The sequence below is a fragment of the Streptomyces sp. HUAS ZL42 genome (genome assembly GCF_040782645.1).
Lineage (GTDB): Bacteria > Actinomycetota > Actinomycetes > Streptomycetales > Streptomycetaceae > Streptomyces.
In genome coordinates, this window is record NZ_CP160403.1 from 9006076 (window position 1) to 9032291 (window position 26216).

The 26216-nt window shown below is 72.9% G+C and carries 23 protein-coding genes; 11 read left to right on the plus strand and 12 right to left on the minus strand.

Features of this window, described 5'->3' with window-relative positions; translation table 11 throughout:
• Window positions 1–2745: a cation-translocating P-type ATPase gene (locus tag ABZO29_RS41155; RefSeq protein ID WP_367325305.1), complete on the plus strand. Its 2745-nt coding sequence runs from the start codon at window positions 1–3 to the stop codon at window positions 2743–2745.
• 283 nt (window positions 2746–3028) lie between these two features.
• Here the strand turns inward: ABZO29_RS41155 and ABZO29_RS41160 are convergent, their stop codons facing one another.
• From ABZO29_RS41160 to ABZO29_RS41175, 4 genes are all read right to left on the minus strand, one after another.
• Window positions 3029–4021 carry a nitroreductase family protein gene (locus ABZO29_RS41160; protein WP_367325306.1) on the minus strand — a complete coding sequence of 331 codons (993 nt, stop codon included), beginning with the start codon at window positions 4019–4021 and terminating at the stop codon, window positions 3029–3031.
• A gap of 131 nt (window positions 4022–4152) precedes the next feature.
• Window positions 4153–4854 (minus strand): response regulator, encoded by a 702-nt coding sequence (locus ABZO29_RS41165; RefSeq protein WP_367325307.1) that lies wholly within the window; start codon window positions 4852–4854, stop codon window positions 4153–4155.
• A gap of 1116 nt (window positions 4855–5970) precedes the next feature.
• Window positions 5971–6633, minus strand: a complete 663-nt coding sequence (locus ABZO29_RS41170) for a CBS domain-containing protein (protein WP_367325308.1) — start codon at window positions 6631–6633, stop codon at window positions 5971–5973.
• Between the two features lie 38 nt (window positions 6634–6671).
• Entirely contained in the window at window positions 6672–7136 is a 465-nt protein-coding gene (locus ABZO29_RS41175) for a cyclic nucleotide-binding domain-containing protein (RefSeq protein WP_367325309.1), read from the minus strand.
• Window positions 7137–7339: 203 nt separating this feature from the next.
• Here ABZO29_RS41175 and ABZO29_RS41180 point away from each other — a divergent pair, with 203 nt between their 5' ends.
• A complete protein-coding gene (locus tag ABZO29_RS41180) occupies window positions 7340–8257 on the plus strand; it encodes a carbamate kinase (RefSeq protein WP_367325310.1) in 918 nt (305 codons plus the stop codon).
• Between the two features lie 35 nt (window positions 8258–8292).
• On the opposite strand, the gene ABZO29_RS41185 is transcribed toward ABZO29_RS41180, so the two are convergent.
• A complete protein-coding gene (locus ABZO29_RS41185) occupies window positions 8293–9984 on the minus strand; it encodes a SulP family inorganic anion transporter (RefSeq protein ID WP_367326381.1) in 1692 nt (563 codons plus the stop codon).
• 253 nt (window positions 9985–10237) lie between these two features.
• Here ABZO29_RS41185 and ABZO29_RS41190 point away from each other — a divergent pair, with 253 nt between their 5' ends.
• The 4 genes from ABZO29_RS41190 to ABZO29_RS41205 all read left to right on the plus strand — a co-directional run bounded on the left by ABZO29_RS41190 (window position 10238) and on the right by ABZO29_RS41205 (window position 13819).
• Window positions 10238–10843: a hypothetical protein gene (locus ABZO29_RS41190; RefSeq protein ID WP_367325311.1), complete on the plus strand. Its 606-nt coding sequence runs from the start codon at window positions 10238–10240 to the stop codon at window positions 10841–10843.
• A gap of 151 nt (window positions 10844–10994) precedes the next feature.
• Window positions 10995–11900 (plus strand): universal stress protein, encoded by a 906-nt coding sequence (locus ABZO29_RS41195; protein ID WP_367325312.1) that lies wholly within the window; start codon window positions 10995–10997, stop codon window positions 11898–11900.
• Between the two features lie 27 nt (window positions 11901–11927).
• Window positions 11928–12950, plus strand: a complete 1023-nt coding sequence (locus ABZO29_RS41200) for a zinc-dependent alcohol dehydrogenase (protein ID WP_367325313.1) — start codon at window positions 11928–11930, stop codon at window positions 12948–12950.
• A 5-nt stretch (window positions 12951–12955) separates the two neighbouring features.
• Window positions 12956–13819 (plus strand): universal stress protein, encoded by an 864-nt coding sequence (locus ABZO29_RS41205; protein WP_367325314.1) that lies wholly within the window; start codon window positions 12956–12958, stop codon window positions 13817–13819.
• Between the two features lies 1 nt (window position 13820).
• Here ABZO29_RS41205 and ppk2 read toward each other — a convergent pair whose 3' ends face one another.
• Window positions 13821–14627 carry a polyphosphate kinase 2 gene (ppk2, locus tag ABZO29_RS41210; protein WP_367325315.1) on the minus strand — a complete coding sequence of 269 codons (807 nt, stop codon included), beginning with the start codon at window positions 14625–14627 and terminating at the stop codon, window positions 13821–13823.
• A 131-nt stretch (window positions 14628–14758) separates the two neighbouring features.
• Between ppk2 and ABZO29_RS41215 the strand changes: the two genes are divergently transcribed.
• The 4 genes from ABZO29_RS41215 to ABZO29_RS41230 are packed head-to-tail and all read left to right on the plus strand — an operon-like array spanning window position 14759 to window position 18957.
• Window positions 14759–17446 carry a GNAT family N-acetyltransferase gene (locus ABZO29_RS41215; protein ID WP_367325316.1) on the plus strand — a complete coding sequence of 896 codons (2688 nt, stop codon included), beginning with the start codon at window positions 14759–14761 and terminating at the stop codon, window positions 17444–17446.
• Between the two features lie 12 nt (window positions 17447–17458).
• Window positions 17459–18190: a CBS domain-containing protein gene (locus tag ABZO29_RS41220; RefSeq protein WP_367325317.1), complete on the plus strand. Its 732-nt coding sequence runs from the start codon at window positions 17459–17461 to the stop codon at window positions 18188–18190.
• 19 nt (window positions 18191–18209) lie between these two features.
• Window positions 18210–18719, plus strand: coding sequence for a flavodoxin domain-containing protein (locus tag ABZO29_RS41225; protein WP_367325318.1), 510 nt, complete (start codon window positions 18210–18212; stop codon window positions 18717–18719).
• Window positions 18720–18753: 34 nt separating this feature from the next.
• On the plus strand, window positions 18754–18957 hold the full coding sequence (locus ABZO29_RS41230; protein ID WP_367325319.1) for a hypothetical protein: 204 nt from the start codon (window positions 18754–18756) through the stop codon (window positions 18955–18957).
• Window positions 18958–19118: 161 nt separating this feature from the next.
• Here ABZO29_RS41230 and ABZO29_RS41235 read toward each other — a convergent pair whose 3' ends face one another.
• Window positions 19119–20111, minus strand: coding sequence for a GerMN domain-containing protein (locus ABZO29_RS41235; RefSeq protein WP_367325320.1), 993 nt, complete (start codon window positions 20109–20111; stop codon window positions 19119–19121).
• Window positions 20112–20373: 262 nt separating this feature from the next.
• Between ABZO29_RS41235 and ABZO29_RS41240 the strand changes: the two genes are divergently transcribed.
• On the plus strand, window positions 20374–21366 hold the full coding sequence (locus tag ABZO29_RS41240; protein WP_367325321.1) for a hypothetical protein: 993 nt from the start codon (window positions 20374–20376) through the stop codon (window positions 21364–21366).
• Between the two features lie 6 nt (window positions 21367–21372).
• Here the strand turns inward: ABZO29_RS41240 and hypE are convergent, their stop codons facing one another.
• From hypE to ABZO29_RS41265, 5 genes are read right to left on the minus strand one after another with little or no spacing between them, the layout of a single operon-like run.
• Entirely contained in the window at window positions 21373–22407 is a 1035-nt protein-coding gene (gene hypE / locus ABZO29_RS41245) for a hydrogenase expression/formation protein HypE (protein ID WP_367325322.1), read from the minus strand.
• Entirely contained in the window at window positions 22404–23507 is a 1104-nt protein-coding gene (gene hypD, locus ABZO29_RS41250; RefSeq protein WP_367325323.1) for a hydrogenase formation protein HypD, read from the minus strand. Before hypD ends, hypE begins: the two co-directional genes overlap by 4 nt.
• Window positions 23504–24124 (minus strand): CBS domain-containing protein, encoded by a 621-nt coding sequence (locus ABZO29_RS41255; RefSeq protein ID WP_367325324.1) that lies wholly within the window; start codon window positions 24122–24124, stop codon window positions 23504–23506. Before ABZO29_RS41255 ends, hypD begins: the two co-directional genes overlap by 4 nt.
• Window positions 24117–25466, minus strand: coding sequence for a Ni/Fe hydrogenase subunit alpha (locus ABZO29_RS41260; protein WP_367325325.1), 1350 nt, complete (start codon window positions 25464–25466; stop codon window positions 24117–24119). Before ABZO29_RS41260 ends, ABZO29_RS41255 begins: the two co-directional genes overlap by 8 nt.
• Entirely contained in the window at window positions 25463–26215 is a 753-nt protein-coding gene (locus ABZO29_RS41265; protein ID WP_367325326.1) for an oxidoreductase, read from the minus strand. The genes ABZO29_RS41260 and ABZO29_RS41265 overlap by 4 nt, the downstream gene beginning before the upstream one ends.
• Window position 26216: the final 1 nt, after the last annotated feature.

The window sequence follows — 26216 nt, forward strand, 5'->3', positions numbered from 1 at the left end:
GTGGATCGACCGACGACAGCCGAGGACGCCCGGGGGGTTCCGGCGACGGAACCCGTCGCGGGGGCACCGCACACCTACCGGCTGACCCCGGAGCAGGTGGCGGCCGGCCTCCGCGTCGATCCGGGCGCGGGACTCAGCACGAGGGAAGCCGCAGAGCGCGCCGCGGCCCACGGGCCGAACCGGCTGCCCGAACCGGCCCGGCGTCCCGAATGGCTGAAATTCCTCGACCAGTTCCGCAACTGGCTCATCGGCATCCTGCTGATCGCGGCCGTCGTCGCCGGAGCGATCGGCGACATCAAGGACGCGGTGGTGATCACCGTCGTCCTGCAGATCAACGCCGTCCTCGGCTACCTCCAGGAGCGGCGTGCAGAGCGCAGCCTGGAGGCGCTGCGCCGGATGCTCGTGCCCACCGCCCGGGTCCGCCGCGACGGCACGGAACGCGAGGTGGAGGCGGACTCCCTCGTGCCCGGGGACGTGGTGCTGCTGGAGGCGGGCGAACGAGTGCCTGCCGACGGGCGGCTCGTCGTCGCGGAATCGGTGGAGGTGGCCGAAGCGGCCCTGACGGGCGAGTCCCAGCCCGTCGCCAAGACCGTGACAGCCCTGAATCCGCCCGCGACCGCCTCCGTGCCGCTCGCCGAACGCACCTGCATGCTGTTCATGAACACCGCGCTGACCAGGGGGCGCGCGGAGATGGTGGTCACCGCCACCGGCGCGCGCACCGAACTGGGCGCGATCGCGGAGGCGTTACGCACCGACGCGGAACCGCCGAGCCCACTCCAGGTCCAACTCGACAGCCTCGGGCGGAGGTTGGCGCTGGTGAGCGGCGTGGCCGTGGTCGCCTACGCCCTGGTCGCCCTGGTGCGCGGCGAGTCCCTGGCAGACATCGCGCTGCGGGCGGTGGCCCTGGCCGTCGCCGCCATCCCGGAGGGGCTGCCCGCCGTCCTGGCGTTGACCCTGGCGCTGGGTGTGTACCGCATGGCGGGCCGCGGGGCGATCGTCAAGCGCCTGGCCTCCGTCGAGTCGCTCGGCTCGGCCACCGTCGTGTGCAGTGACAAGACCGGCACGCTGACCCTCAACGAGATGACCGTACGCGCCCTGTGGACCGCCGGAACGCTCTACGACGTCACGGGCGAGGGCTATGGGACCCGTGGCGCCGTACGCGTCCCCCACGGTGGCGAGACCACGCGTGCCGACGCGCTGCGGGCGGCGGTGCTGCCCTTCGCCATGTGCAACGACGCGCGCCTGAGCGACGCGGACTTCGTGGGCGACCCGACCGAGGCCGCCCTGCTGGTGCTGGCGGTCAAGGCCGGTGTCGACGCCGACCGTGCGCGGGCCGAGGCACCCCGATCCGGTGAACTCCCCTTCGACGCGGCCACCAAGTACATGGTCACCTGCCACACCGAGTCCGACGGCCGCACCCGCGTCCACGTCAAGGGCGCGGTGGACGTCCTGCTGGAACTCTGCGTCCAGGTGCTGACCGAGGAGGGTGTGCACACCCTGGACGACAGGCGCAGGAGCGAGATACTCGCCGTCACCTCGCGCCTGGGCGGTTCGGGGCTGAGGGTTCTGGGCGCAGCCACGGCCCTCGTGGACGGCGTGGTGGACCTCTCTGCGCCCGCCGGGCTGACCCTGGTGTCGATCGCCGGCATCGCCGACCCGCCGCGCCCGCAGGCACGCGAGGCGATGGCGCTGTGCCGCTCGGCCGGCGTCGCCGTCAAGATGATCACCGGGGACCATGCCGACACCGCGGCGGCCGTCGCGCGCGAGCTGGGCATCGGCGGCGAGGTGGTGACCGGTGCCGAGCTGGACGGGATGTCCGAGGAGGAACTGGCCGACCGCATCGACGCCATCGGCGTGTTCGCGCGTGTCGCGCCCGAGCACAAGGTCGTGATCGTCCGGGCGCTGTCGGGCCGGGGCCACGTCGTCGCGATGACCGGCGACGGCGTCAACGACGCGGCGGCGCTGCGCGCCGCCCACATCGGCGTGGCGATGGGCCGCAGCGGCACGGACGTGGCCAAGGAAGCCGCCGACATGGTCCTCACCGACGACGACTTCTCCACGATCGTGCGGGCCGTCCGCGAGGGACGCGCCATCTACGCCAACATCGTCAAGTTCGTCCGCTTCCAGCTGGCCACCAACATCGGTGCCATCCTGACCCTGTTGGGGGCGTCCCTCGCCGGACTGCCCGCACCGCTGACGGCGGCCCAACTGCTGTGGATCAACATCATCATGGACGGCCCGCCCGCGATGGCCCTCGCCGTCGACCCCGCCCGCGACGACGTCATGCGGCACCCGCCGCGCGACCCCGGCGAGCGCATCCTCGACGCCCGGCGGCTGCTCGCCGTCGGCCGGGCCGGAGCGGTCATGGCCGCGGGCACCGTTGCCCTGCTGGCCCTGGCACGCTCGCACGTCGGCACGGACACCGCCCTGACGATGGCGTTCACCACGTTCGTGCTCTTCCAGCTGTTCAACTCCCTCAACGCGCGTGCGGACGACGGCCCTGTGCTCGGCCGTCACCAGCTGCGCAACAGGACACTGTGGGTGTGCCTGGCGGGCGTCCTGGCCGTGCAGGCGATCGCCGTTCACCTGCCCTGGGCGCGCACCGTCTTCGGAACGGTGGCGCTCACAGCGGCCGAGTGGGCGGTGTGCCTGGGGACCGCGTCCACGGTGCTGCTGGCCGAACTGGCGGTGCGGGGTGTGCGGTCGGCGGCGCGGGGCCGGGTCGGATCGCCGAACGAGCGGTAGCACGCGAGGTGCCGTTCCGCGGCGGGCTTGCCGGGGAGCCGGCGGGCTTGCCGGGGAGCCGGGCGGCGAGCCGCGCCTCGCCGGCCGCGATCTCCGCGTCCTGCGCGAGGTGTTCGCCGATGCCGCCGGCGTCTCGGACACGATGCGCGCAGGCCCGGGCCGGGTCGGCCGGCAGCGACCGTGCAGCCGGTACGCCGGGCCGGGTGCACCGCCCGGCACCGAGGGGCGCCGCGCGCCACGACACCCGCGCCGGCGCCTCAGCGGCACGATCGTCTCAGGGCGTTCAGCAGGCGGCGGAGAGTGCCGCCTCCAGTACCTCCCGTGCCGGGCGACGCGGTGATTCCGGCCCTTCAGGCCCGTATCCCAGGCGGAGAACCATCTGCGCGCGGACACGCCCGTCGGTGGTCACATCCGTGAGCTGCTCGCGCAGGTCGGGCCACTCCAGCGCCTGGTGCAGCAGCGAGGCCCGCACTCCGTGCGCGGTGGCCACCAGCAGGACGCGTTCCAGCGCCTGCCCGGCCCGCAGCCAGTCCGCCCGCCGGTCGTGGGCGGTGGACAATACCGCGATCGACGGCCGGTCCTCGAAGGAGCGGGCCGTGAGGACCGCGGGATGGCGGTGGGCACCGAAGTCGCGCATCGGGATCCGGTCCCGGTAGTCCTGCGGTCCCACGGCGGCCGGCGGCACACCGAGTGACATGGCGTCCGGGTCGCGCACCCAGCGTCGGCTCTCCGTGGCCCGGTCCGGGTCGGTCCTGTTGCGCTGCTCGGCCTCCCGGATCAGCCGCAGCAGCCGCTCGGTCCCGTCGGATCCCGGGACGTCGAGCAGAGCCCCTTCCGCGTGGGCCGCCTCGGAGAGTTCGGACAGCAGCGCGGTCGGCAGGGGACGGCCCGAGAACGGGAAGCGACTGCTGTGCCGGCGCCACAGGGCCTCGTACAGCCGTGGGGCCACCGGGAGCCGTGCGGCACCGGCCGGCCGCACGGTGGCCAGTAGCTCCGGCTCCTCCGGCCGGGGCAGCAGCCGGGTGACGGGCTCCCAGCCGAAGTGGGCCACCGCGATCCGCAGGTTGAGCAGGGCGCAGCCCACCGAGACGTGCAGGGCACGGCCCGTGGGGTCGGCGTACCGTAGCGTGCGGTGCGGCGCCGCCCGGATCTCCAGCGTTGCCGTGTCCCGGTCGAGCCGGAACCGCCAGGGCTGGGTGTTGTGGATCGACGGCGCGGCGGCGGACGCGGAGATGAGCTTCTCCAGAGTCGGGACATCGAGAGCCGCGGTGGACATGAGGTCTCCTCCCCGCCCTGCCCCCCCAGGGGCGACCGGGCTGTTCGCTGACCCTGCCCACGGTGGCCTCGCCGGTTGCGGCGGGGAAGGGGCCGGATGTCCTCAAGGCCTGCCGGACGGCCCCGTTGGCCTCATCGCCCGGGACGGTCCCCGGCGGCGGGCTGCTCCAGGTGCGAGGCGAGCACCGCGGCCTGTACCCGGCGCTGCACGCCCAGCTTGGCCAGCAGCCGGGAGATGTGGTTCTTGACGGTCTTCTCCGACAGGTAGAGCCGCTGGCCGATCTCACGGTTGGTCAGGCCGTCCCCGATCAGCGCCAGGATCTCCCGCTCGCGCGGTGACAGGCCCGCCAGTTCGGGCGCGACCTCCGGGGCCCCGGCCGGCTCGGTGCGCAGGGAACGCATCAGCCGGGCCGTGGTGGCAGGGTCGAGCATGGACTGGCCCGAGGCGACCGTGCGCACCGCCGAGACCAGGTCGGAGCCCTTGATCTGCTTCAGGACATAGCCCGAGGCCCCGGCCATGATCGCGTCCAGCAGGGCGTCTTCGTCGTCGAACGAGGTCAGCATCAGCACCGCCAGCTCCGGCATGCGGCTGCGCAGCTCGCGGCAGACCGTGATGCCGTCCCCGTCGGGGAGGCGCACGTCCAGGACGGCCACGTGCGGCCGCACCGCAGGGGCCCGTACCAGCGCGTGCTCCACGTTCCCCGCGTCGCCGACCACGCTGATGTCCGGCTCGGCATCCAGCAGGTCGGCCAGACCGCGGCGCACCACCTCGTGGTCGTCCAGCAGGAAGACGCGGATCGGATCCTGCGCCGTGAAGGTGCGTGCCTCGGTCATCTCGACCCCTCGCTACCGGTGTGTGGCGGACTCCGGGCCCCGCCAAGACGACGATCATGACGCACCGGGACCGGAGGCACCAGGGCCGACCGGCCCCACTGCCGCCCGGGGCGCACCGTGACAGGCCCGACGGCGGGGACCGTTGGCCCTCGCGACCGCGCTCACGCGCCTGGACCGTCCTGGGTGTTCGTCTTCATTGTGCCCGTGCGGGGGTGAGACCGATGCGGAATGCGCGGCACGGAGTTGTGTCGGGGTGGCGCAGCGGGATCGGGCGGTACGTCGTCCGGTACCCGCGGTCGGGGCCCGTCGGTCCGGCCGAGCGACGGGGGCGCGGTGTTCGGGGCAGCGGAGCGGTGCGTAGGCGACCGGACTGCCGATGCGCGGTGGAGGTCGGGTGGCGGCACTGGAGGTGGGGCGGCGGTTCACAAAACAGCGACGGGCGTTGGCCGGCGCGGGTGCGCGGGTGCGCGGGTGCGTGGGTCGCTGCGCGCGCGGTGCAGCGGGCTCGGGCGGTACGTCGTCCGGTACTCGCGGTCGGGGCCCGTCGGTCCGGTCGAGCGACGGGGGCGCGGTGTTCGGGGCAGCGGAGCGGTGCGTAGGCGACCGGACTGCCTATGCGCGGTGGAGGACGCGTGGGGGCACTGGAGGTGGGGCGGCGGTTCGCTGAACAGCGACGGGCGTTGGCCGGCGCGGGTGCGCGGGTGCGTGGGTCGCTGCGCGCGCGGTGCAGCGGGATCGGGCGGTACGTCGTCCGGTACTCGCGGTCGGGGCCCGTCGGTCCGGCCGAGCGACGGGGGCGCGGTGTTCGGGGCAGCGGAGCGGTGCGTAGGCGACCGGACTGCCTATGCGCGGTGGAGGACGCGTGGGGGCACTGGAGGTGGGGCGGCGGTTCGCTGAACAGCGACGGGCGTTGGCCGGGCGGCAGTGGGGGACCAGGCGCGGCCGAGACCGGCGGGGATGTGCGGAATCGGGCCGGCCGGTGTGAGGGGATCCCCGTCCCGGCCCGGTCGGGGGCGAGGACTGGACGGTCCCCATGGCAGGCCCCGGTCCGCCGTCCGGACGGCAGGCCGACGCCAACGCCCACCGAACCCGGAACAGGAATTGCTGCTCCGACCCTCAGCGCTCGGCGTCCCCGTCAGGTCCCTCGAGTTCGAACCGCACGTCCACCACGCCCTCGACGGCCCGGACCAGCCGCGCGGCCACGGGTACCAGGGACCGGTCCCTGACCCGGCCGACGAGCACCACGACCCCCTCGCGGACCTCGCAGCGCACGGCGGAGGCAGGAGCGGGGAAGAGGTAGGCGACGACCTCCCGTCGTACCTCCTCCGCGATCTCCTCGTCGTCCCGCAGGAACACCTTCAGCAGGTCGGCCCGGCTGACGACGCCCGCCAGCCGACCCCCTTCGTCGACGACGGGCAGCCGCTTCACCCTGGCCCGGGCCATGGTCCGCGCGGCCTGAGCGAGCGTCGCGTCCGCCTGGACGGTGAGCGCCGGGGATGTCATGAGCTCTTCCGCGGTGACCGAACCGGCCTTGGCGAGGTCGGACAGCCTGCGCAGCTGTGTGTAGCGGTCGGGGTCGCTGTCGCGGAACTCCTCCTTGGGCAGCAGATCCGCCTCGGACACCACCCCGACGACCCGGTTCGCGGCGTCCACCACGGGCAGGGCGCTGACCTTGCGGTCCTGCATGATGCGCACGATGTCCTTGAAGGCGGCCCGGCGGCCGACGGCGGCCACGGCGCGTGTCATCACGTCGCCGACGATGTGCGGGGATGCGTGCACGATGGCTCCTTGGTCGCTTCGGTGGGCCCGGGGCGCGGTCATCGCCTGCTCCCACTGCCGTAGGGGGCGTACAGGTCCAGCAGCCGGGTACGCGCCGCGCGCAGCCGGTGGGCCACGATGTCGCCCACCCACTGGGCCACGGTCATGCCGAACACCGGATCGTCCTGGCACATGTCCCGCACCGCGGTGGCGTCGAACTCGTACGCCCGCACCGGTGTCGCCGCCTCGGCGCCGAGATGCCAGGTGTGCGGGGCGAACAGCCAGGACCAGCCGACCAGCTGGTTGTGCCCCAGGGACTCGATGACGACCGCTCGTCGGCCGGGCACGTGCATGTCGAGGTCGACCGTGCCGGTGCGGATGATCCAGAACCGGTCGGCGCGGCCGCCTTCCTCGAAGAGGCGGGCGCCCTGCGGGAACGACACCTCCCGGGCAACACCCATAAGCCGCTGCCGGTGTTCCGCGGACAGGGCCCGCGGCAGGCTCGTCGTGGCGGGAGCGTTCATGGCATGCCTCCAGCAAGGCGCGTACGGACTTACCACCTCCAGCGTGCGCGCGTGCCGTGGGCCGGACCATGGGCCGCCCGGCCCCCGCAGCGGGCCGTCCGGCCACCGGACCGAGCCCTTGGGCACCCTGTGCCACCGGATCACGCGCTGTTCGATGGAGAGGCACCGCGGCAGGTACCCGACGTTCGTGAAGGACTCCCACCATGCGCATCGTCGTCGCCCTCGGCGGCAACGCCTTTCTGCACCGGGGCGAGCGCCCCGACGCGGACCTCCGGCGGGCAGGCATCGACCGGGCGGCCACCGCGCTCGCCCCCCTCGCCCACGAGCACGACATCGTCGTCACCCACGGCGACGACCTCCGGGCGGGGCCGCTCGCCGGCGAGACCGCCGGCGGGCCCGGTCTGCCCTGCCCGCTCGACCTGATCGCCGCCCGGAACCAGGGCCTGATCGGCACCCTGCTGGTGCGCACCCTGCACAACGCCCTGCCGGGACGGCGCATCGCCGCGCTGGTCACCCACACTCTGGTCCGGGCCGACGACCCGGCCTTCGAGCGGCCCACGGCGTTCGTCGGCCCGGTCCACCCGCGCAGGATCGCCCAGGGCCTTGCGGCCAGGCACGGCTGGCACGTCGCCGAGGACGGCCGGGGCTGGCGGCGTGTGGTGCCCTCACCGAGCCCGGACCGCATCGTGGAAACCGACACCGTACGGGAGTTGCTGGCCCTGGGCACCCTGGTCGTGTGCGGGGGAGGCGGCGGAGTGCCGGTCGTCGCCGACCGCGTCACCGGCGCGCTGCGCGGCACGGAGGCCGTCGTCGACAAGGACCTCGCCGCGGCTGTGCTCGCCGAGGACTTGAAGGCCGACTTCCTGCTGCTGCTCACCGACGTCCCGAACGTGTACGCCGACTACGGCACCCCGCGCCGGCGCCCGGTGCTCGACGCCACCCCCGCCGAACTCCGCCGTGGCCACTACCCGCTCGCCTCGATGGGACCCAAGACCGAGGCCGCCGCCCGCTTCGTGGAACACACGGGCGGCCTGGCCGCGATCGGTGCCCTGGACGCCGCGTACGAGATCGTCCACGGGCTGTCGGGGACGCTGGTCCGGCCCGATCTGCCGACGTGGTGAGGGACACCGGCCCGCCCCGGAGCACAGTCCGCCGCTCATTCGGCAGGGTGCTTCCGGCTCCACGTCCGGTACGCCGCCACAGCGGTCGGCAGTGTGGGGAAGATCAGTTCGTCACCGATCGACTCCACGAGCCCGTACGCCTCCAAATCGTCCAGGAGGTCCTGCTTCACCCGGGCGAGGGCGAACACGACACCACGCCTGGCCAGTTCGCTGCGCAGCTCCTCGACCGCGTCCAGCGCGGTGATGTCGACCTCCACGTTGGCCTCGGTGTTGAGCACGAACCACCGCACGGAAGCGGTCTGTTCGTCGACGGCCGCCAGGGCCCGGCGCCGGAAGTCCTCGGCGTTGGCGAAGAACAGCGGGGAGTCGTAGCGGTAGACCAGCAGGCCCGGAATGGTGCGAGCGGTGGGGTAGTCGTCCACGTCGTGCATGCCCGCCACGCCCGGGACCAGCCCTTCGACGGCGTCGTGCGGGCGGGCCACCCGGCTCAGCAGCTCGGCCACGGACAGTCCGACGGCGACCAGCACGCCGTACAGGAGGTCCAGGGCCAGCACCCCGGCCAGGCAGCCGAGGGCGAGCAGCAGTTCGCGCCGGCGGAAGGTGGCCAGGCGGCGGAAGCCCGAGAGGTCGATCATGCGGACTGCCGCGTACACCACGAGCGCGCCCAGCACGGCCCGCGGCGTGTGCGTGAGCAGGGGACTGAGGAACAGCAGGACGGCGAGCACGACCGCGCCCGCCACCATTGAGTACGCCTGGCTGCGCGCGCCCGCCGAGGAGGCGAGCGCGGTGCGGCTGGCGCTGCTGCTCACCGGGAAGCCGTGCAGGCAGCCGGCGCCCAGGTTGGCCGCGCCGAGGGCCAGGAACTCCTGGTTGGCGTCGAGTCCGGCACTCTCGCCGGCACGCCCGGTGAAGGCCCGTGCGGTGAGGATGAAGTCGGTGTAGGCGACGAGGAGCACGCCGAGAGCGGGCAGTACGAGGTGATGCACCTCGCTCAGGTCGGGCAGCGTGAGGCCCGGCAGCCCCGCCGGAACCTCGCCGATCACCTGGATGCCGTGCCGGTCGTCGAGGTCCAGGGCGGCCACGGCCGCCGTGCCCAGGACCACGGCGAGCAGTGGCCCCGGTACTGCTCGCAGCCATCGGGCCACCGCGAAAAGGAACGCGAGCGTCACGGCGGAGAACACCACCGTGGCGGGATGCGCCTTCCCCAAGTTCCCCAGGAACGACCACAGTTGCGGAAAGAAGGACGATCCTGTCGTCGGTACGCCGGTCAGTTTCGTCAGCTGGTCCACGACCATGATCAGTGCCACGCCCGCCAGATAGCCGATCAGGACCGGGCGGGACAGCAGGTCGGCGACGAAGCCCAGGCGCAACACGCGGGCGGCAAGGCACAGCAGGCCGACCGTCAGGGCCAGCGTGGCGGCCAGTGCGGCGTACCGGTCGGGGTCGGATCCCGCGAGCGGGGCCACCACGGCCGCGGTCATCAGCGCGGTCGTCGACTCGGGGCCCACCGACAGCAGTCGTGACGAACCCAGCAGCGCATACAGGCCGAGCGCCGGCAGGATCGCCCACAGCCCGGCGACCGGCGGCAGCCCGGCCACGCCCGCGTACGCCATCACCTGGGGCACGAGATACGCGGCCACCGTGACGCCGGCCAGCACGTCGCCGCGCAGCCAGGAGCGCCGGTAGCCGGTCAGCGCGGCAATGCCGGGCATCAGGCGGCGCCACATCGGGGTGTGACCGCCCGAGCCGTTGTCCATGGAGATCCTTCCGCTGTGTGGCCTCCAGCATCCACCGAGCCCGCACCTGTCGCGAGGGCACCCCGGCGCAGGCGGCCTCCGGGGCCCAACAGGTCCCGCGGAAGGGGCCCTTCAGCCCCACGGGGACCGACCTTCGGCATCCGGTGCGGCATCTGCGGACCGAGCAGATTGAGCGGTGCAAGGAACGACCCGACATTACCGACTCCTCGAAGGGATCACGATCATGGCAGTCCACGATCACCCGCACCGTCATGTGGGGTTCCGTCTTCCGTCGCTGCGGCGTGCGGGAACGGCCGAGGCCACCGCTGACACGGCGGCAAGCGCGTACGTCTTCGCCGGGCTGCGTCTGCTGACGGGGTTCGTCTTCCTGTGGGCGTTCCTCGACAAGACCTTCGGGTTCGGCTACGCGACCCAGTCCGGAAAGGGCTGGATCGACGGGGGTTCGCCCACGAAGGGCTTCCTGAGTGGCGTGGCCGCCGGACCGATGGAGTCCACCTTCCACAACTGGGCCGGGGACGCCTGGGCGGACTGGCTGTTCATGCTCGGCCTGCTCGGCATCGGGCTCGCCGTCATGTCCGGCGTCGCACTGCGGCTCGCCGCGGTGGCAGGCACCGCGATGATGGCGCTGATGTGGATCGCGGAGTGGCCGCCGGCGAAGCACGTGTCGGACGGCTCGCTGAGCATGTCAACGAACCCGTTCGCCGACTACCACGTCATCTACGCCGTCGTCCTGATCGCCCTCGCGGTCGCGGGCGCGGGCGCGACCTGGGGGCTGGGCAGCGCATGGGCGCGGTTGCCCTTCGTCGGCCGCAACCGCTGGCTGCAGTGAGCGCGACGAGCGCGGCGGGCCCCGCCGGGGGTCCGCCGCCGCGCGCCGCGGTCCGTTGGGCCGGTCGGTCCCCCTGGGGGACCTGCGGCCTCTGCACCACCGCCCCTCGTGCCACCACGCTGGACGCAGATACCGATCAGGAGGCAGAACCATGGTCCGCACCGTTGTCGTAGGTCTCGACGGCTCGCCCGAAAGCCGGGCCGCAGCCGAGTGGGCGGCCCGTGAGGCCAAGCTGCGCGGTCTGCAGCTGAAGCTCGTCCACGCCTGGGAGCCCGTTCCGGAACCGATGGCCCAGGCCCCGCTCCTCGGCGCCGAGACACTGCAGCACTGGAGCGAGAGGATCCCCCGCGAGGCCGCCGAGGGCATCCGGCTGCGCCACCCGGGGCTCGAGATCACCGTGGAACAGCGCGGCGGCCGGGCCACCGAGGTCCTCGCCGAGGCTGCGAAGGACGCCGAACTGCTCGTCCTGGGCTCCCGCGGGCTGAGCGGCATCGGCGGCTACATGGTCGGCTCGGTCGGCCTTGCCGTCGTGGCGCACGCCGAGCGTCCGGTGGTCCTGGTCCGCGCCGGCGAGCAGGCCGCCGACGAGCACGAGACCGACCCCGTGGGCATCCCGTCGGCCGCCACCCCCTACCGTCCCGTCGTCCTGGGCATCGACGCCGCCGCCCCCCACGACTCGGTGATCGAGTTCGCCTTCGAAGCGGCCGCCCTGCGCTCCACCGCCCTGCGGGTGGTGCACGGCTGGAACCTGCCCCCGTACTACGTGTACGGCCTGTCCGCCGACCTGAACCTGCACGACGAGATCGCCCGGCAGCAGGCCGCCGCCCTGTCCGGGATCCTCCAGCCCTGGCGCCGGAAGTACCCGGACGTCGAGGTGAGCGAGGAGTCCCGCTCCGGCAGCGCGGCCAACCACCTGATCGACGCCTCCCGCGACGCCTCCCTGGTGGTCGTCGGCCGCCGGATCCGCCGCAGCCCGCTGGGTGCGCACACCGGACCCGTCGCGCACGCGGTCCTGCACCACGCCACCGCCCCGGTCGCCGTCGTCGCGCACGGCTGATCCACCACCGTCGAGGAGCTGAACCCCATGAAGGCAGCGGTCGTACGAGCGTTCGGCGAGCCCCTGGTCATCGAGGAGCGTCCCGACCCCGAGCCCGCCCCCGGCCAGATCCGCGTCCGCGTCGAGGCGTCCGGGCTGTGCCACACCGACATCCACGCGGCCCACGGCGACTGGCCGGTCAAGCCGAACCCCCCGTTCGTCCCCGGCCACGAAGGCGTCGGCCTCGTCGAGAAGCTCGGCGAGGGCGTCACCCACCTGAGCGTCGGGCAGCGGGTCGCCGTGCCATGGCTCGGCAGGGCCTGCGGGCGGTGCGAGCACTGCCTGTCCGGCTGGGAGACGCTGTGCGAGCAGCAGATCAACACCGGCTACGGCTGCGACGGCGGGTACGCCGAGAAGATGCTGGCCTGGGCCGACTTCGCGCAGCCGGTGCCCGCGGGCGTCACCGCCTTCGAGGCCGCCCCGCTGACCTGCGCGGGCGTCACGACGTACAAGGCGCTGAAGGTCGCCGAGGTCAAGCCGACCCAGCTCGTGGCGATCTCCGGCGTGGGCGGGCTCGGGCACCTCGCCGTGCAGTACGCGAAGATCGCCGGAGCGAGCGTCGCCGCGATCGACGTCACCGACGAGAAGCTCGAACTGGCCGCAGAACTCGGCGCCGACCTCGTCATCGACGCCCGCAAGCACGACGTCGGCGAGGTGCTGAAGCGGTACGGCGGAGCGCACGCCGCCATCGCCCTCGCCGTGAACGAGGCCGCGTTCGCCGCCGTCAACTCGGGGCTGCGGCGCGGCGGCAAGCTCGTCATGGTGGCCCTGCCCGCGCACGGCACGGTCCAGGTCCCGATCTTCGACACCGTCCTGAACGGCACCTCGGTGATCGGCTCGATCGTGGGCACCCGCCAGGACCTCGCGGAGGTCTTCCAACTGCACGCGGCCGGCCGGACCAGGGTGATCTACGAGACCCGCCCGCTGGCCTCCGTCAACGAGTCCATCGACGACGTCCTGCAGGGTCAGATCAAGGCCCGAATCGTCTTCGACCTCGGCGCCGGGAGGTGACGGCCATGCTCGAACTGCCCCTGGTCGTGGGTGTCGACGGTTCCGAAACCAGCCTGTGCGCCGCCGACTGGGCGGCCGACGAGGCCGCCCTGCGCGGGGTGCCGCTGCGGGTGGTCTACGCCTCGCTGTGGGAACGCTACGAGGGCAAGGCGCTCGCCGGGGACCTCGGCAGGCCGTCGGAGGAAGTACGGGCCGACGACATCGTCGAGGCCGCCGCCCGGCGGGCCCGGGGCCGCCAACCGGACCTGAAGGTGTCCGTCGACGTACTGCCCGAGGAACCCGAGTACGCGCTGGTACGCGAGGGCCGTCACGCCTGCGCCCTCGTGGTGGGCACCCGCGGCCGCGGCGGCCTGGCCGAGGCACTGCTGGGCTCGGTGAGCCTGACGGTGGCCGCGCACGCGCGGTGCCCGGTCATCGTGGTGCGCGGCGGTCACGACAACCGGGCGACGTCTCCCGTCCACCGCCGAGTCGTCGTGGGCGTCGGGCAGGACGCGAGGGAGTCGGCGGCCGTGCGCTTCGCCTACGACGAGGCGCGGCGGCGCGGGGCGCCGCTGGAGGCCGTACGGGCCTGGCGGTGCCCCGCGTACGAGACCACCGACCATCCGCTGCTGGCCGGCGAACCGGCGCGGCTGCACGAGGAGCAGGCGGCGCGGGCACTGGAAGCGGCACTGCGGGACGCGCCGGCCGACGTCGAACTGCGCAGCCGGACCGCCGAGGGTCACGCCCGCAAGGTGCTGGCGGACGCCTCGCACCACGCCGACCTCCTGGTCGTGGGAAACCGGGGCCGCGACGGGCACCTCGGCCGCGTCGCCCACGCGGTACTGCACCACTCGGCCTGCCCCGTGGCCGTCGTACCGCAGCAGGCGTGAGTCACAGGCTCGCTGTGTGGTCCGGGACGTAGTTCTGCAGATCGCGAGGCGTGCGCAGATAGCCGGTCGACGCCGGTCGCTCCGGCAGCTCGAGGACCGGCGGCGGTACGTCGTGGTACGGCACGGAGGCCAGAAGATGGGCGATCATGTTCAGCCGGGCCCGGCGCTTGTCGTCGCTCTCCACGACGTACCACGGTGCCTCGGCGATGTCGGTGTGCACCATCATCTCGTCCTTGGCCCGGGAGTAGGCCTCCCAGCGGGTGATCGACTCCAGGTCCATCGGCGACAGCTTCCAGCGTCGCAGCGGGTCCTCCAGCCGGCGCCGGAAGCGCTCCTGCTGCTCGGTGTCACTCACCGAGAACCAGTACTTGCGCAGCAGGATGCCGTCCTCCACCAGCATGCGCTCGAAGATCGGGCACTGGCGAAGGAAGATCTGGTGCTCCTCCTTCGTGCAGAAACCCATCACGTGCTCGACCCCGGCGCGGTTGTACCAGCTGCGATCGAACAGCACGATCTCCCCGGCGGCGGGCAGGTGTTCGATGTACCGCTGGAAGTACCACTGGGTGCGTTCGCGTTCGGTCGGCGTCGGCAGTGCCGCGATCCGGGCGACCCGGGGGTTGAGGTGCTGGGCGACCCGCTGGATCGTGCCGCCCTTGCCCGCCGCGTCCCGCCCCTCGAAGACGACGACCAGCCGGGCGCCCTCGGCGCGCACCCACTCCTGGAGCTTCGCCAGCTCGGTCTGCAGGCGCAGCAGTTCCTCTTCGTACACCTTGCGCGGCACCTTCGCCGTTTCCTTCTGGCCGGACATGCCGCCCCTTCCTGATGACGACGTGCGGCGGTCAGGGCCGACCGGCCCCATGTCACCGCCGGACAGCCCATGTGACCTGGCCCTGTTCCGCTGGATGCTCGAAGTGTAGAGAAGCCTGGAGGAGATCCGCGATGACGGACACACACGGTCGACCCCCGGTCCACGCCCTGCTCGTGGACGGCACCACAGTCCGCATTCGCCCCGTGGCGCGAAGCGATCACGAACAGGTGCGAGGACTGTACGAGGAGATGTCCCCGGAGAACCTGCGGCTGCGGTTCTTCACCACCAGTGGTCGCTCCGCGGAGCTGGCCGCCGACCGCGCCTGTGCCGCGCCGCACCCCGGCTACCACGCGCTGCTGGCCGAGCGGGCCGGCCAGGTGATCGGCCTCGCGGAGTACGACACCGGCGGCAACGGGACGGAGGCCGAGATCTCCATCGCCGTCGGCGACGGACTGCACCACCGAGGCGTCGGCACCCTCCTCGTCGAGCACCTCGTCTCGGCCGCCCGCGCGGACGGCGTCACGGCCTTCACCGCCGACGCGCTCAGCGAGAACCGCGAAGTCCTCACGCTCTTCGCCGACCTCGGCCTGCGCACCACCCGCCGTTTCGAGGGCCCGGAGGTGCGCTGCACCATCGCGCTCGACGAGGACGACGGCTACCTCTCGGCCGTGGAGGAGCGCGGCCGGGCCGCGGACGTCGCAAGCCTGCGGCCGCTGCTGCGGCCGGACACGGTCGCCGTGGCCGGCGCGGGGCGCACGCCGGGCTCCGTCGGCCGGGCGATCCTGCACCACCTGAAGGAGGGCGGCTTCACCCGGCGCCTGTTCGCGGTGAACCCCGCCGCGAGCTCGATCCTCGGAGTGCCGTCCTACGCGTCCGTCAGCGCCCTGCCCAAGACGCCCGACCTGGTGGTCGTCGCCGTGCCCGCCACGGCAGTCCCGGCCACCGCGGAGGAGTGCGGCAAGGCGGGCGTCCGGGCACTGCTCGTCGTCACGGCCGGGCTCGACGGCCAGCAGGCACAGGCCCTGCTGGCGGCCTGCCGCACCCACGGCATGCGCCTCGTCGGCCCCAACTGTCTCGGCATCTCGAACACCGACCCGGCGCTGAACCTGGACGCAACCTTCGCCGCCGGCCATCCGCGCCCCGGCACCGCGGGCGTCGCCGTTCAGTCCGGCGGGGTCGGCATCGCCCTGCTCGACGGAATGTCCCGGCTCGGCATCGGCGTGTCGTCCTTCGTCTCCCTCGGTGACAAGTTCGACGTCAGCGGCAACGACATGCTCCAGTGGTGGGAGAGCGACGGTCGCACCGACATCGCGCTGCTGCACCTGGAGTCCTTCGGCAGCCCACGGGCGTTCTCCCGCACCGCGAGGCGCGTGACCCGCCGTATGCCCGTCCTCACCGTCGACGCCGGCCGCACCGACGCGGGTCGCCGGGCCGCCGCCTCGCACACCGCAGCCGCGGCCACCCGCACCATGACCCGGAGCGCGCTGTTCACCCAGGCCGGCATCACCGCCACCCGGTCGGTGGGCGAACTCCTGGAAGCCGCGGCCCTGTTGCACTCCCAGCCGCTCCCGGCCGGTTCGCGGGTCGCGATCCTCACCAACGCGGGTGGTGCCGGCGTCCTGGCCGCCGACGCCTGCGCCGAGGCCGGGCTCACACTGCCGGTCCCCACCCCCGAACTGGTCGACGACCTGCTCGCGCAGCTGCCCGACGGCGCCGCCGTCGGCAACCCCGTCGACGCCACCGCAGCCGTCTCCGAGGAGCAGCTCGGCGCCTGCGTGGACCGGATCATGCGGCACTCCGACGTCGACGCCGTACTGGTGGCCCTCGTCCCGACGGCCGTCGCGGCGGCGACGGGCGACAACCTCGTCCGGTCCCTGACCCGTGGATCCGCCCAGCGACCGAAGCCGGTCGTCGCGGTGCGGCTCGAACAGGCCCTGCCCGTGGAACTGCTGACCGCCACGGGCGGCGCCGTCCCCTCGTACGCCGAACCCCAGGCGGCGGCCCGGGCGCTGGCCCATGCCGCACGCCGCGCGGCCTGGCTCGCCCGCCCCGCCGGAACCGTCCCGGCCCTCGACGGCGTCGACACGGACCGTGCCCACTCCGTCGTCGAGACCTACCTCGAGAAGCACCCGGACGGTGGCTGGCTCGATCCGAAGGTGTGCGCCGAACTCCTCGACTGCTACGGCATCCCGCAGCTGCCGTGGGCCTGGGCCGACACCGAGGACCGGGCCGTGCTCGCCGCCGAGCGGCTCCGCGGCGCCGACGGCAGGGTGGTGATGAAGGGCCACTGGCCGGGTCTGCTGCACAAGAGCGTCCAGCACGCCGTCCACCTCGACCTGCGGGGCGATGCCCAGGTCCGGGCCGCCTTCCGGGACCTGGAGACCCGGTTCGCGGGCCTGCTCACCGGAGTGGTCGTGCAGCCGCTCGCTCAGCGCGGCACCGAGTTGTTCGCCGGCGTCGTCCAGGACGAGGTCTTCGGCCCGCTGGTGCTGTTCGGCCTCGGAGGCACCGCCACCGAGGTGCTGGCCGACCACGCCGCCCGGCTGGCCCCGCTCACCGACCACGACGTGCACGACCTGATCACGGCCCCGCGCTGCGCCCCGCTGCTGTTCGGCGCGCAGGGCGGCGGCCCCGTCGATCTGGAGGGCCTCGAGCAGTTGCTGCTGCGGCTGTCCCGCATGGCGAGCGACCTGCCGCAGCTCGCCGAGGCCGACTTCAACCCCGTACTCGCGACACCGGGCGGAGTGACCGTGCTCGATGCGCGCGTGCGCCTGCTGCCGCGCAGGCCCCATGACCCGTATCTGCGTCGACTCCGCTGAGGAGGAACAGCCATGAAGCACAACAAGGTCGGTTCCGTGATGACCACGGAGGTCGTCCGTGCCGAGTACGGCACGCCGTTCAAGGAAGTGGCCCGGTTGCTCGGCGAGCACCGCATCAGCGGACTGCCCGTGGTCGACGAGGAAGAGAGGGTCATCGGGGTCGTCTCGGAGACGGACCTGATGGTGCGGCAAGCGGGTACCCCCGACCCGTACGAGCCGAAGAAGCGGTTCCGGTTCACCGAGTTGACGCCCAGCGCCCGCAAGCAGGCCACGAAGTCCAGGGCCCGCACCGCCGGTCAGCTGATGACCGAGCCGCCCGTGACGGTCCACGCCGACGACACCATCGTCGAGGCCGCCCGGACCATGGCGCAGCACCACGTGCAGCGCCTCCCCGTCCTCGACGAGGAACAGCGGCTCGTCGGCATCGTCACCCGCGGCGACCTGCTCCGGGTCTTCCTGCGGCCCGACTCGGAGATCCGTGGCGAGGTGATCGAGGAGGTGCTGGTGCGCACCCTGTGGCTGCCTCCGCGCAGCATCGACGTGTCCGTCGCCGAGGGTGTGGTCACGCTCACCGGACACACGGAACGCAAGAGCGAGACGGAGATCGCGGTCTCCATGACCCGCCAGGTCGACGGCGTCGTAGCCGTCGTCGACAAGCTCACGTACCGGTTGGACGACGCGCGCATCCAGGCCGACGAGCAGGCATTCCACGGCATCGCCGACGACTGGCTGCGCAAGCTGTGAGAGAGAGGAGGCGGACATCATGCCCACGAGTGTGCTGGTCGCCTACGGGACGACGAACGGATCGACTGCCGAGATCGCCGAGTCGGTCGCCGGCGTCCTGCGCAAGGAGGGATTCACGGTCGACACGGCACCGGGCGGATCCGTCACGGACGTCACTCCGTACGGCGCCGTCGTGGTCGGCGGCGGGTTGTACGCCGGACGCTGGCACAAGGACGCCCGCCGCTTCGTCCGGCGCCACCGTCGCGCCCTGGCCGAACGCCCGCTGTGGCTCTTCAGCAGCGGCCCGCTCGACGCCTCGGCCTCCGAGCGGGACATCCCGCCCGTGCCCGGCGTGCGCCGGACCATGAACCGGCTCGGCGCCGAGGGGCACATCACCTTCGGCGGCTGCCTGGTGGAGGGCGCCAAGGGACGCATCGCCAAGATGATCCTGCGCAACGGCAAGGGCGGGGACTTCCGGGACTTCGCCCGGATCGAGGAGTGGGCGGCGCAGGTCGCCGGCGAACTCGCCGAAGCGCGGACACGCGACTGAACACGAGGCACATCCTCCACGAAGGAGGCCCGTCATGAATGTCCGTCAGGTTCCTGCCGCAACGGCAGAAATGGTTCTGTACCTGCTCGCCGGGCTCCTGGCGATCTTCTGCCTGGGGCTCGCGGCCTCCGTGGTGGGCCTGCCGCTGGTCCCGCTGGTCCTGCCGGTCGTCGTCGCGCTGGTCCTCCTGGCGCGGCGTCTGCACCGCGGGCACGGGAGCCCCGCTCTGAAGGTTTAGGGGACGTCCGTCGAGGCCCCGCCGACCTGACGGCCGAACCGGTCGGCAGTCGGCGGGGAGTTCGCTGCCACGAGCGGCTCGCGCCGGTCCCCGTCGCATCCGGCATGGACGACCCCGGCGCGAGCCGTCGCGCCGGGGCTGGTGCGTGCCGCGGACCGGTGTCAGCGGTTCACGGTCAGCGGCACGGTGTCGACGGTCACCGGCCGGCCGTTCGCCGGCGACAGGAAGTACGCCGTGAGCAGACCCGGGCCGGTGCGGGCGGCCTTGTACGGGAAGGTCACGTCGAAGGTGCCTCGGGTACCCGTGCCGGAGGTCGCCATGACCTGGACGTCGGCGGCGACGCGCCCGGCCGCGTCGGTCACCTTGAGCCGGAACTCGGCCTCGAACGTGTTGGCGCTGCCCCAGACCCGTACCGGGGTGTTCACGGAGCCACCGATGAGCGGAGACTCGACCAGGACGGCCGGGGACAGGTCCTCGAAGTCGGCCCGGCCGATCGGGCCGTTGAGGACGACGCCCTCGCCGCCGAAATGCTTCACCGGCTTGCCGTCGAGTTCGAAGGCCACCTTCTGCACGCTGGAGAACCGGGTCAGGGTGAACACGACCTGCGCGAGGCGGGCCCGCATGGACAGGCTGCCGCCCCCGTCGTCGTAGCGCCCGGACAGGTCGACCGTGGCAACGTGGTCGCGGACGACGACGGAACGCAGCTGCGTGCCCGACGGGATGGCTGTGGTACGTCCCTGCCCGCGCTCGTAGCGGCTGGGACCGGCCAGCAGGGCGCGGACCGCCCCGGTGGCGGTCGCGGGCGCCGTCACGGTGCGCGGGGCCGGCGAGACCTTCTCGCCGTGCAGGAAGTACACGGACGTACCGATCGCCTTCGCGGTCGTGCCGCCCGTACCGCCCGTGGTGCCCGTCGAGGGCTGCGGTGTCGTCGTTCCCGGCTGCGAGGTTCCGGACGGGGCGGGTGTGCCCGAGGTACCGCCCGACGTTCCCGTCCCGGTGGACGGGGCCGTGGGCCGGTCGGTGCCCGCCGAGCCGCCCTGGGCGGCGTTCGAGCCGCACGCGGCGACGGTGAGGAGTGGAAGCGTCAGCGCGGCCGTGAGCACGGTGGAGCGGTGCCGACGGGCGCGGGGCGCGGGTGACGGTTCGCTGTTCATGGCGGTCTCCTCCGACACTTCCAGCGAAGCGCACGCGAAGGGCGGTCTCCAGAGCTGCACGGCCCCGGTCGGCGGTCCGAACGGCACGGCCGCCATGGGCCGTTCGGCACCGCGCGGAGCCCGGTCGGGAACTCGCCGCCTCAGGTGACGGGACGTCAGGAGTGAGGGCCGCCCAGACCGCACGGCGGGACGGAAGACCCATGCCACGCGGGACGTCGAGCGGGGACCCTGGGGTGGACGGCTCACGAAGGGCGGTACCACCATGTCCGTGTCGTACGAGAGTCCGGGCCGCGCGGCGCTCCACCTGGCCCGCGCCGCCGCCTCCGCGCCCTCGCCGCACAACAGCCAGCCCTGGTTCTTCCTCGAGGAGGGCCACGACCACGCATTCGAAGTCCACGCCGACGGCGGGCGGTGGTCGTCGCCCCTGACCGATCCGGGAGGCAGAGAGAAGGTCATCGCCTGCGGAGCCGCCCTGTTCAACGTGCGGGTCTCCGTGCGGCACCTCGGGTTCCGGCCCGTCGTGGACGTGCTGCCGGAACCGGCGAACCCCGACTTCCTGGCCCGCGTGGGGTTCGGGGCCCATGCCCCGGCCACCTCCGAAGAGACCCTGCTGGCGGGGGCGATACCCCGACGGCACACCCACCGCGGTCCGTTCGGGCCGGACCCCGTGTCCGAGTCCCTGCTCGACGAGCTGTGTGAGCAGGCCCGGGCGGAGGGCGCGTTCCTGCAGATCGTCGACGAACCGGAGAAAGTGTCCCTGCTCGCGGAGTCGGTGCGTACCGCGGAGGACGCGCACCGCGCGGACCTCGTCCACGTCGCCGATCTGATGCGCTTCGTCGGACCGGACGGTGTGCCCTACGAGGCGTGCCGCCACCACCCGGACTGCACCCTGCTCGCCGGCCGCGACTACCTCGGGCTGTCCCGCCGGTACGTCGTCCCCGCGCGCCGGCGCGGAGTCGGGACCGGCACCGTCGCCGTGCTGAGCACCGCGTACGACGAGCGCCCGGACTGGCTGGTGGCCGGCCAGGCGCTGCAGCGCGTCCTGCTGTACGCGGCGCATCACCGTGTCATGGCGGCCTTCCACACCCAGCCCCTGGAACTGCCTCGGATGCGTGCCCAGGTGCGGGCGGGAATCACGGCCGGCCGGTACCCGCAGATGGTGCTGCGGCTGGGCCGCCCGGCGTACACCTGGGCGGCGTCCCGCAGGCCTGCTGTCGAGGTGCTCCGGCGCGGTCCGGTCCCCGCCAGGCGGTGAGGACGGTCAGCAGATACGGGGGAGCTGCTCACCCAGCGGCATGTCCACGATGCGCCGGGCGCCGACCAGAGTCCGCAAGGTCACCCGTCCACGCGGCCCGTGCGGCAGGACCTCCCCGATCCGCACGGCGTGGGCGCCCTCGGGAAGGGAGCGCAGGGCGGCCAGCGCGTCCCCGGCCGCGGCGGAGTCCACGAAGGCGACCAGACAGCCCTCGTTGGCGACGACGAGCGGGTCCAGGCCGAGCAGGTCGCAGGCCGAGGAGACCGCTTCGGGCACGGGCACCGCACTCTCCTCCATCTCCACGGAGACGGACGAGTCGCGCGCGATCTCGTTGAGGGCGGCGGCCAGCCCGCCCCGTGTCGGGTCGCGCAGCACGTGGACGGAGGCGCCGAGCGGTGCCAGGGCCCGCACCAGCCGGTGCAACGGCCGGGTGTCGGAGGCGATGTCACCCTCGAAGCCCAGGCCTTCGCGGGTGCTGAGCACGGTGGTCCCGTGCAGCCCGATCGGACCGGACAGCAAAACGGCGTCCCCGGGACGTGCCGCGGCGGCGGACGGCGACAGCTGCGGGTGGCGCTGCCCGATGCCGGTGGTGGTGACGAAGAGCCGGTCGGCCGCACCCCGCCCCACGACCTTGGTGTCCCCGGTGATCACCGGCACGCCCGCATCCTGGGCCGCCTTCCCCAACGAGGCCATGACGGCGCGCAGTTCGGCCATCGGCAGCCCCTCCTCCACGATGAGGGAGACGGACAGCGCCAGCGGCCACGCGCCGCGCATGGCCAGGTCGTTGACCGTGCCGTGCACGGCCAGGGACCCGATGTCCCCGCCGGGGAAGAAGAGCGGGCTGACGACGAAACCGTCCGTGCTCATCACCAGCTGCGGCTGTCCCGGCAGCAGCGCGGCGTCCTCCAGGGGGCCGGGCTCGCCGGCGAGGGCGGGCAGGACCAGCTGTTCGAGCAGTTCCGCGGTGAGCCGGCCGCCGGCGCCGTGGCCGAGCAGCACGACCTCGTTCTCGTGGTTCGGGGTGGGGCACTGGAGGGTCATGCCGAGCTCCTCGCAGGAGTGCGTCCGGCCGCGTGGAACGCGGCACAGGTGCCCTCGGACGACACCATGGGCGCGCCGAGGGGATGACGGGGTGTGCAGCGGGTGCCGTACGCCGGGCAGTCGGTGGGCAGCCTGGCGCCGGTGAGGATCGCTCCCGCGATGCACTCCGGGTCCTCCACCGGGCTGAGGCCGCCCACGTCGAAGCGAGTGGCGGCATCGAACTCCCGGTACTCCTCGGCGAGTTCCAGCCCACTGTCGGGCAGCGCCCCGATGCCGCGCCAGGCCCGGTCGGTGACCCGGAAGACCCGGCGGACGGCGTCCTGGGCGTCGGTGTTGCCCGAGCGGCGCACGGCCCGTACGTACTGGTTCTCGACCTCGTGGCGTCCCGACTCCAGCTGCCGTACCGCCATCAGGATGCCTTCCAGCAGGTCCAGCGGCTCGAAGCCGGTGACCACGATCGGTACGCGGTAGCGGTCGGCGATGGGCTCGTACTCCCGCCAGCCCATCACCGCGCACACGTGCCCGGCCGCCAGGAACGCCTGAACCTCGCAGTCCGGGTCGTCGAGCAGCGCGGTCATGGCGGGCGGCACGAGGACGTGGCTGACGATCATCGAGAAGTTGGTCAGCCCCAACCGGGCAGCCTGCAGCACGGCCGTCGCGTTGGCCGGCGCCGTCGTCTCGAAGCCCACCGCCAGGAACACCACCTCCCGATCGGGGTGTTCGGCGGCCAGCCGCACGGCGTCCATCGGGGCGTACACCACGCGGACGTCCGCGCCCCGCGCCCGCAGCGACAGCAGGTCGGTGCCCGTGCCGGGGACGCGCAGCATGTCGCCGAAGCTGGTCAGGACGACGCCGGGCCGTGCGGCGACCGCCATGGCCCGGTCCAGGGTCTCCAGCGGAGTCACACACACCGGGCACCCCGGGCCGTGGATCATCCGCATGCCGGCGGGCAGCAGTTCGTCGATGCCCTGGCGGACCAGGGTGTGGGTCTGGCCGCCGCACACCTCCATGATCCGCCACGGGCGTGTGGCGGTCTGCCGCAACTCGTCCAGCAGCCGCCGGGCGAGCCGGGGATCGCGGTACTCGTCGAGGTATTTCATCGGTGTGTCAGATCCAGTCGGATGTCGACGACCCCCTCCACCGCTCGCACCGCCCGGGCGAGCATGGGCACGAGAGTGCGGTCGGGCAGGGCTCCGCCCAAAGTGACCACGCCCTCGGTCACGCTCACGGTCACCGTGGTGGTGATCGGGAGGCGGCCCATGATCTGGTGCCGGATCTCCTCGGCGATCTCCTCGTCCTCCCGCAGGAAGACCTTGAGCAGGTCGCTGCGGCTGACCACGCCCTGGAGGATGCCGATGCCGTCCACAACGGGCAGCCGCTTCACATGCCGGCGGGCCATGATGCGTGCGGCCTCGGCCAGCGAGGCGTCCGCGTGGACGGTCACGGCCGGGGTGCTCATCAGTTCGCCCGCCGTCACCCCGCCCGCCTTGGCCATCTCTTCGAGATCGCCCACCTCGGTGTCCCGGAACTCCTCCTTGGGCAGGAGATCGGCCTCGGACACCACCCCGATGACCCGCCCCTCACCCTCCAGGACGGGCAGGGCACTGACCTTCCACTGGTCGATCAGCTCGACGATCTCCTTGAAGGGCGCGTCGCGCCCGACGGCGATGACGGTCTGCGTCATCACATCGCTCACGGTGTACGGAGATTCAGGCATCGCAGCCTCCCGAGGTGCGGACGACCGTCAGGTCGAGAAAGTGGGTGGAGCACGAGATGCACGGATCGTGGTTGCGGATGGCGCGCTCACACAGGGCCGTGAGCTCACCGTCGTCCTGGGCACCTTCGCCGATCGCCCGCTGGGCCAGCCGACGCAGGTCGTCCTCGATCGCCCCCTGGTTCTGCGCGGTGGGCGGCACCAGCAGCGCGCTGGTCACCGTTCCGTCCGCGGCGAGTTCGTAACGGTGGTAGAGCAGCCCGCGCGGCGCCTCGGTGGCACCGTGACCGATGCCCGCCACCGGCGGTACTTCGGTGTACGGACGCGCGGGAGGTTCGTACCCCTCGACGATCCGCAGCGCCTCGCCGACGGCGTACACCGTCTCCACCGCCCGCACCAGGATGGAACGGTACGGATTGCGGCACACGGCGCCCCGGCGCGGATCTCCCAGCCCTGCCTCCGCGGCCGCCTCCAGCGCCACCGGCGACAGCCGCGCGCCGCCGATCGCGAACCGGGCCAGCGAGCCGGTGAGATGGAGGCGTCCGTCGAGCCGTGAGTGCAGAGCCGTCGAGTGCGGTACGTGGGTCTCGGCGACGTGCTCGGTGAAGTCCCGCACGGGGAACGAATCCCTCGTCCCGTCGGCGCGCAGCACGGTGGGGGTGCCGCCTTCGACGGCGTAGGTGTCCGGCTCGGCCAGCGCCAGCAGATCGGCCTCGGTGTGCGCGTCCGGGAACTCGAAGCCGGCCACCCAGCGCACGGTGGCCCACGCGTCGTCGAGTGCCCGCTTCAGCTCTTCGGCCAACGGCCGCAGTTCCGCGCGCGTCGGCGCCCGGTGGAAGCCGCCGAGGCGCACGTTGACCGGGTGCACGGCCCGTCCGCCGAGGAGCTCCATCAGCGAGTTGCCGGCCTTCTTGAGCCTGAGCCCCCGCTCGACCTCCGCCCGATGCGTGCGCGCCAGGTCGATCGCGCTCGCCCGGCCCAGGAAGTCCGGGGCGTGCAGGAGGTAGATGTGCAGGGCCTGGCTCTCGATCCACTCCCCGCAGTAGAGCAGCCTGCGCAGGTCCCGGATCACCGGATCGACCGTCACCGCGCAGGCGTCCTCGATGGCCGCGCAGGCGCTCATCTGGTAGGCCACCGGGCAGATCCCGCACACACGGGCGGTGATGTCCGGCGGCTCGGTGTAGGAGCGGCCGCGCAGGAACGCCTCGAAGAAACGCGGGGGTTCGTAGATCTCCAGCTGTGCCCCGGTGACCGTGCCGTCGTGGACGTGCAGGCTCAGCGCGCCCTCGCCCTCGACCCGGGAGAGCGATCCGACGTGCAGGACACGGGATCCACGGTGCGTCACGAGCTCAGCTCCTTGGCGAAGGCGGCGGCGTTGAAGGTGTGCAGGAAGCGCTGGACGGCGTCCTCGTCCATGCCGTCGCGGCGCAGCAGCGGGATCAGCGCGGGCAGGTTCACCGACCCGGACGGGCCGAAGCAGCCGAAGCAGCCGCGCCGGTACGCGGGGCACAGCGCGCCGCACCCGGCGTGCGTGACGGGACCGAGGCAGGGCGTGCCGTGGGCGACGGTGACGCAGACGGTGCCGCGCCGCTTGCACTCGAAGCACACGCTGTGGTTCGGCACGTCCGGCCTGCGGCCGGCCAGGAACGCGGTGATCACCTCGATCAGCTGTCGTTTGTCGATCGGGCAGCCGCGCAGCTCGAAGTCGACGTCCACATGGTCCGAGACGGGGGTGGAGGTGGCCAGCGTCGAGATGTACTCGGGGTGGGCGTAGACCGTGCGCCGGTACTCGTCGACGTCCGCGAAGTTCCTGAGGGCCTGGATGCCCCCGGCGGTCGCGCACGCGCCGATGGTCACCAGATGGCGCGAGGCGGCGCGGATCGCGCGGACCCGTTCGGCGTCCTCGGCCGTGGTCACCGAGCCCTCGACCAGGGACAGGTCGTACGGGCCGGGCAGCACATCGCTGGACGCCTCCAGGAAGTGCGCGATCTCCACCGCGCCCGCCAGTGCCAGGAGCTCGTCCTCGCAGTCCAGCAGGGTGAGCTGGCAGCCGTCGCAGGAGGCCAGTTTGAACACGGCGAGTTTGGGCGCCATC

What these genes read in the sequence shown, in the direction of transcription:
- ABZO29_RS41160 (WP_367325306.1), bottom strand. Translation starts at nt 4,021, where the DNA reads ATGTCCACCGCGGCTCTCGATGTCCCGACTCTGGAGAAGCTCATCTCC.
- ABZO29_RS41165 (WP_367325307.1), bottom strand. Translation starts at nt 4,854, where the DNA reads ATGACCGAGGCACGCACCTTCACGGCGCAGGATCCGATCCGCGTCTTC.
- ABZO29_RS41175 (WP_367325309.1), bottom strand. Translation starts at nt 7,136, where the DNA reads ATGAACGCTCCCGCCACGACGAGCCTGCCGCGGGCCCTGTCCGCGGAA.
- ABZO29_RS41180 (WP_367325310.1), top strand. Translation starts at nt 7,340, where the DNA reads ATGCGCATCGTCGTCGCCCTCGGCGGCAACGCCTTTCTGCACCGGGGC.
- ABZO29_RS41185 (WP_367326381.1), bottom strand. Translation starts at nt 9,984, where the DNA reads ATGTGGCGCCGCCTGATGCCCGGCATTGCCGCGCTGACCGGCTACCGG.
- ABZO29_RS41190 (WP_367325311.1), top strand. Translation starts at nt 10,238, where the DNA reads ATGGCAGTCCACGATCACCCGCACCGTCATGTGGGGTTCCGTCTTCCG.
- ABZO29_RS41195 (WP_367325312.1), top strand. Translation starts at nt 10,995, where the DNA reads ATGGTCCGCACCGTTGTCGTAGGTCTCGACGGCTCGCCCGAAAGCCGG.
- ABZO29_RS41200 (WP_367325313.1), top strand. Translation starts at nt 11,928, where the DNA reads ATGAAGGCAGCGGTCGTACGAGCGTTCGGCGAGCCCCTGGTCATCGAG.
- ABZO29_RS41205 (WP_367325314.1), top strand. Translation starts at nt 12,956, where the DNA reads ATGCTCGAACTGCCCCTGGTCGTGGGTGTCGACGGTTCCGAAACCAGC.
- ppk2 (WP_367325315.1), bottom strand. Translation starts at nt 14,627, where the DNA reads ATGTCCGGCCAGAAGGAAACGGCGAAGGTGCCGCGCAAGGTGTACGAA.
- ABZO29_RS41215 (WP_367325316.1), top strand. Translation starts at nt 14,759, where the DNA reads ATGACGGACACACACGGTCGACCCCCGGTCCACGCCCTGCTCGTGGAC.
- ABZO29_RS41220 (WP_367325317.1), top strand. Translation starts at nt 17,459, where the DNA reads ATGAAGCACAACAAGGTCGGTTCCGTGATGACCACGGAGGTCGTCCGT.
- ABZO29_RS41225 (WP_367325318.1), top strand. Translation starts at nt 18,210, where the DNA reads ATGCCCACGAGTGTGCTGGTCGCCTACGGGACGACGAACGGATCGACT.
- ABZO29_RS41230 (WP_367325319.1), top strand. Translation starts at nt 18,754, where the DNA reads ATGAATGTCCGTCAGGTTCCTGCCGCAACGGCAGAAATGGTTCTGTAC.
- ABZO29_RS41235 (WP_367325320.1), bottom strand. Translation starts at nt 20,111, where the DNA reads ATGAACAGCGAACCGTCACCCGCGCCCCGCGCCCGTCGGCACCGCTCC.
- ABZO29_RS41240 (WP_367325321.1), top strand. Translation starts at nt 20,374, where the DNA reads ATGTCCGTGTCGTACGAGAGTCCGGGCCGCGCGGCGCTCCACCTGGCC.
- hypE (WP_367325322.1), bottom strand. Translation starts at nt 22,407, where the DNA reads ATGACCCTCCAGTGCCCCACCCCGAACCACGAGAACGAGGTCGTGCTG.
- hypD (WP_367325323.1), bottom strand. Translation starts at nt 23,507, where the DNA reads ATGAAATACCTCGACGAGTACCGCGATCCCCGGCTCGCCCGGCGGCTG.
- ABZO29_RS41255 (WP_367325324.1), bottom strand. Translation starts at nt 24,124, where the DNA reads ATGCCTGAATCTCCGTACACCGTGAGCGATGTGATGACGCAGACCGTC.
- ABZO29_RS41265 (WP_367325326.1), bottom strand. Translation starts at nt 26,215, where the DNA reads ATGGCGCCCAAACTCGCCGTGTTCAAACTGGCCTCCTGCGACGGCTGC.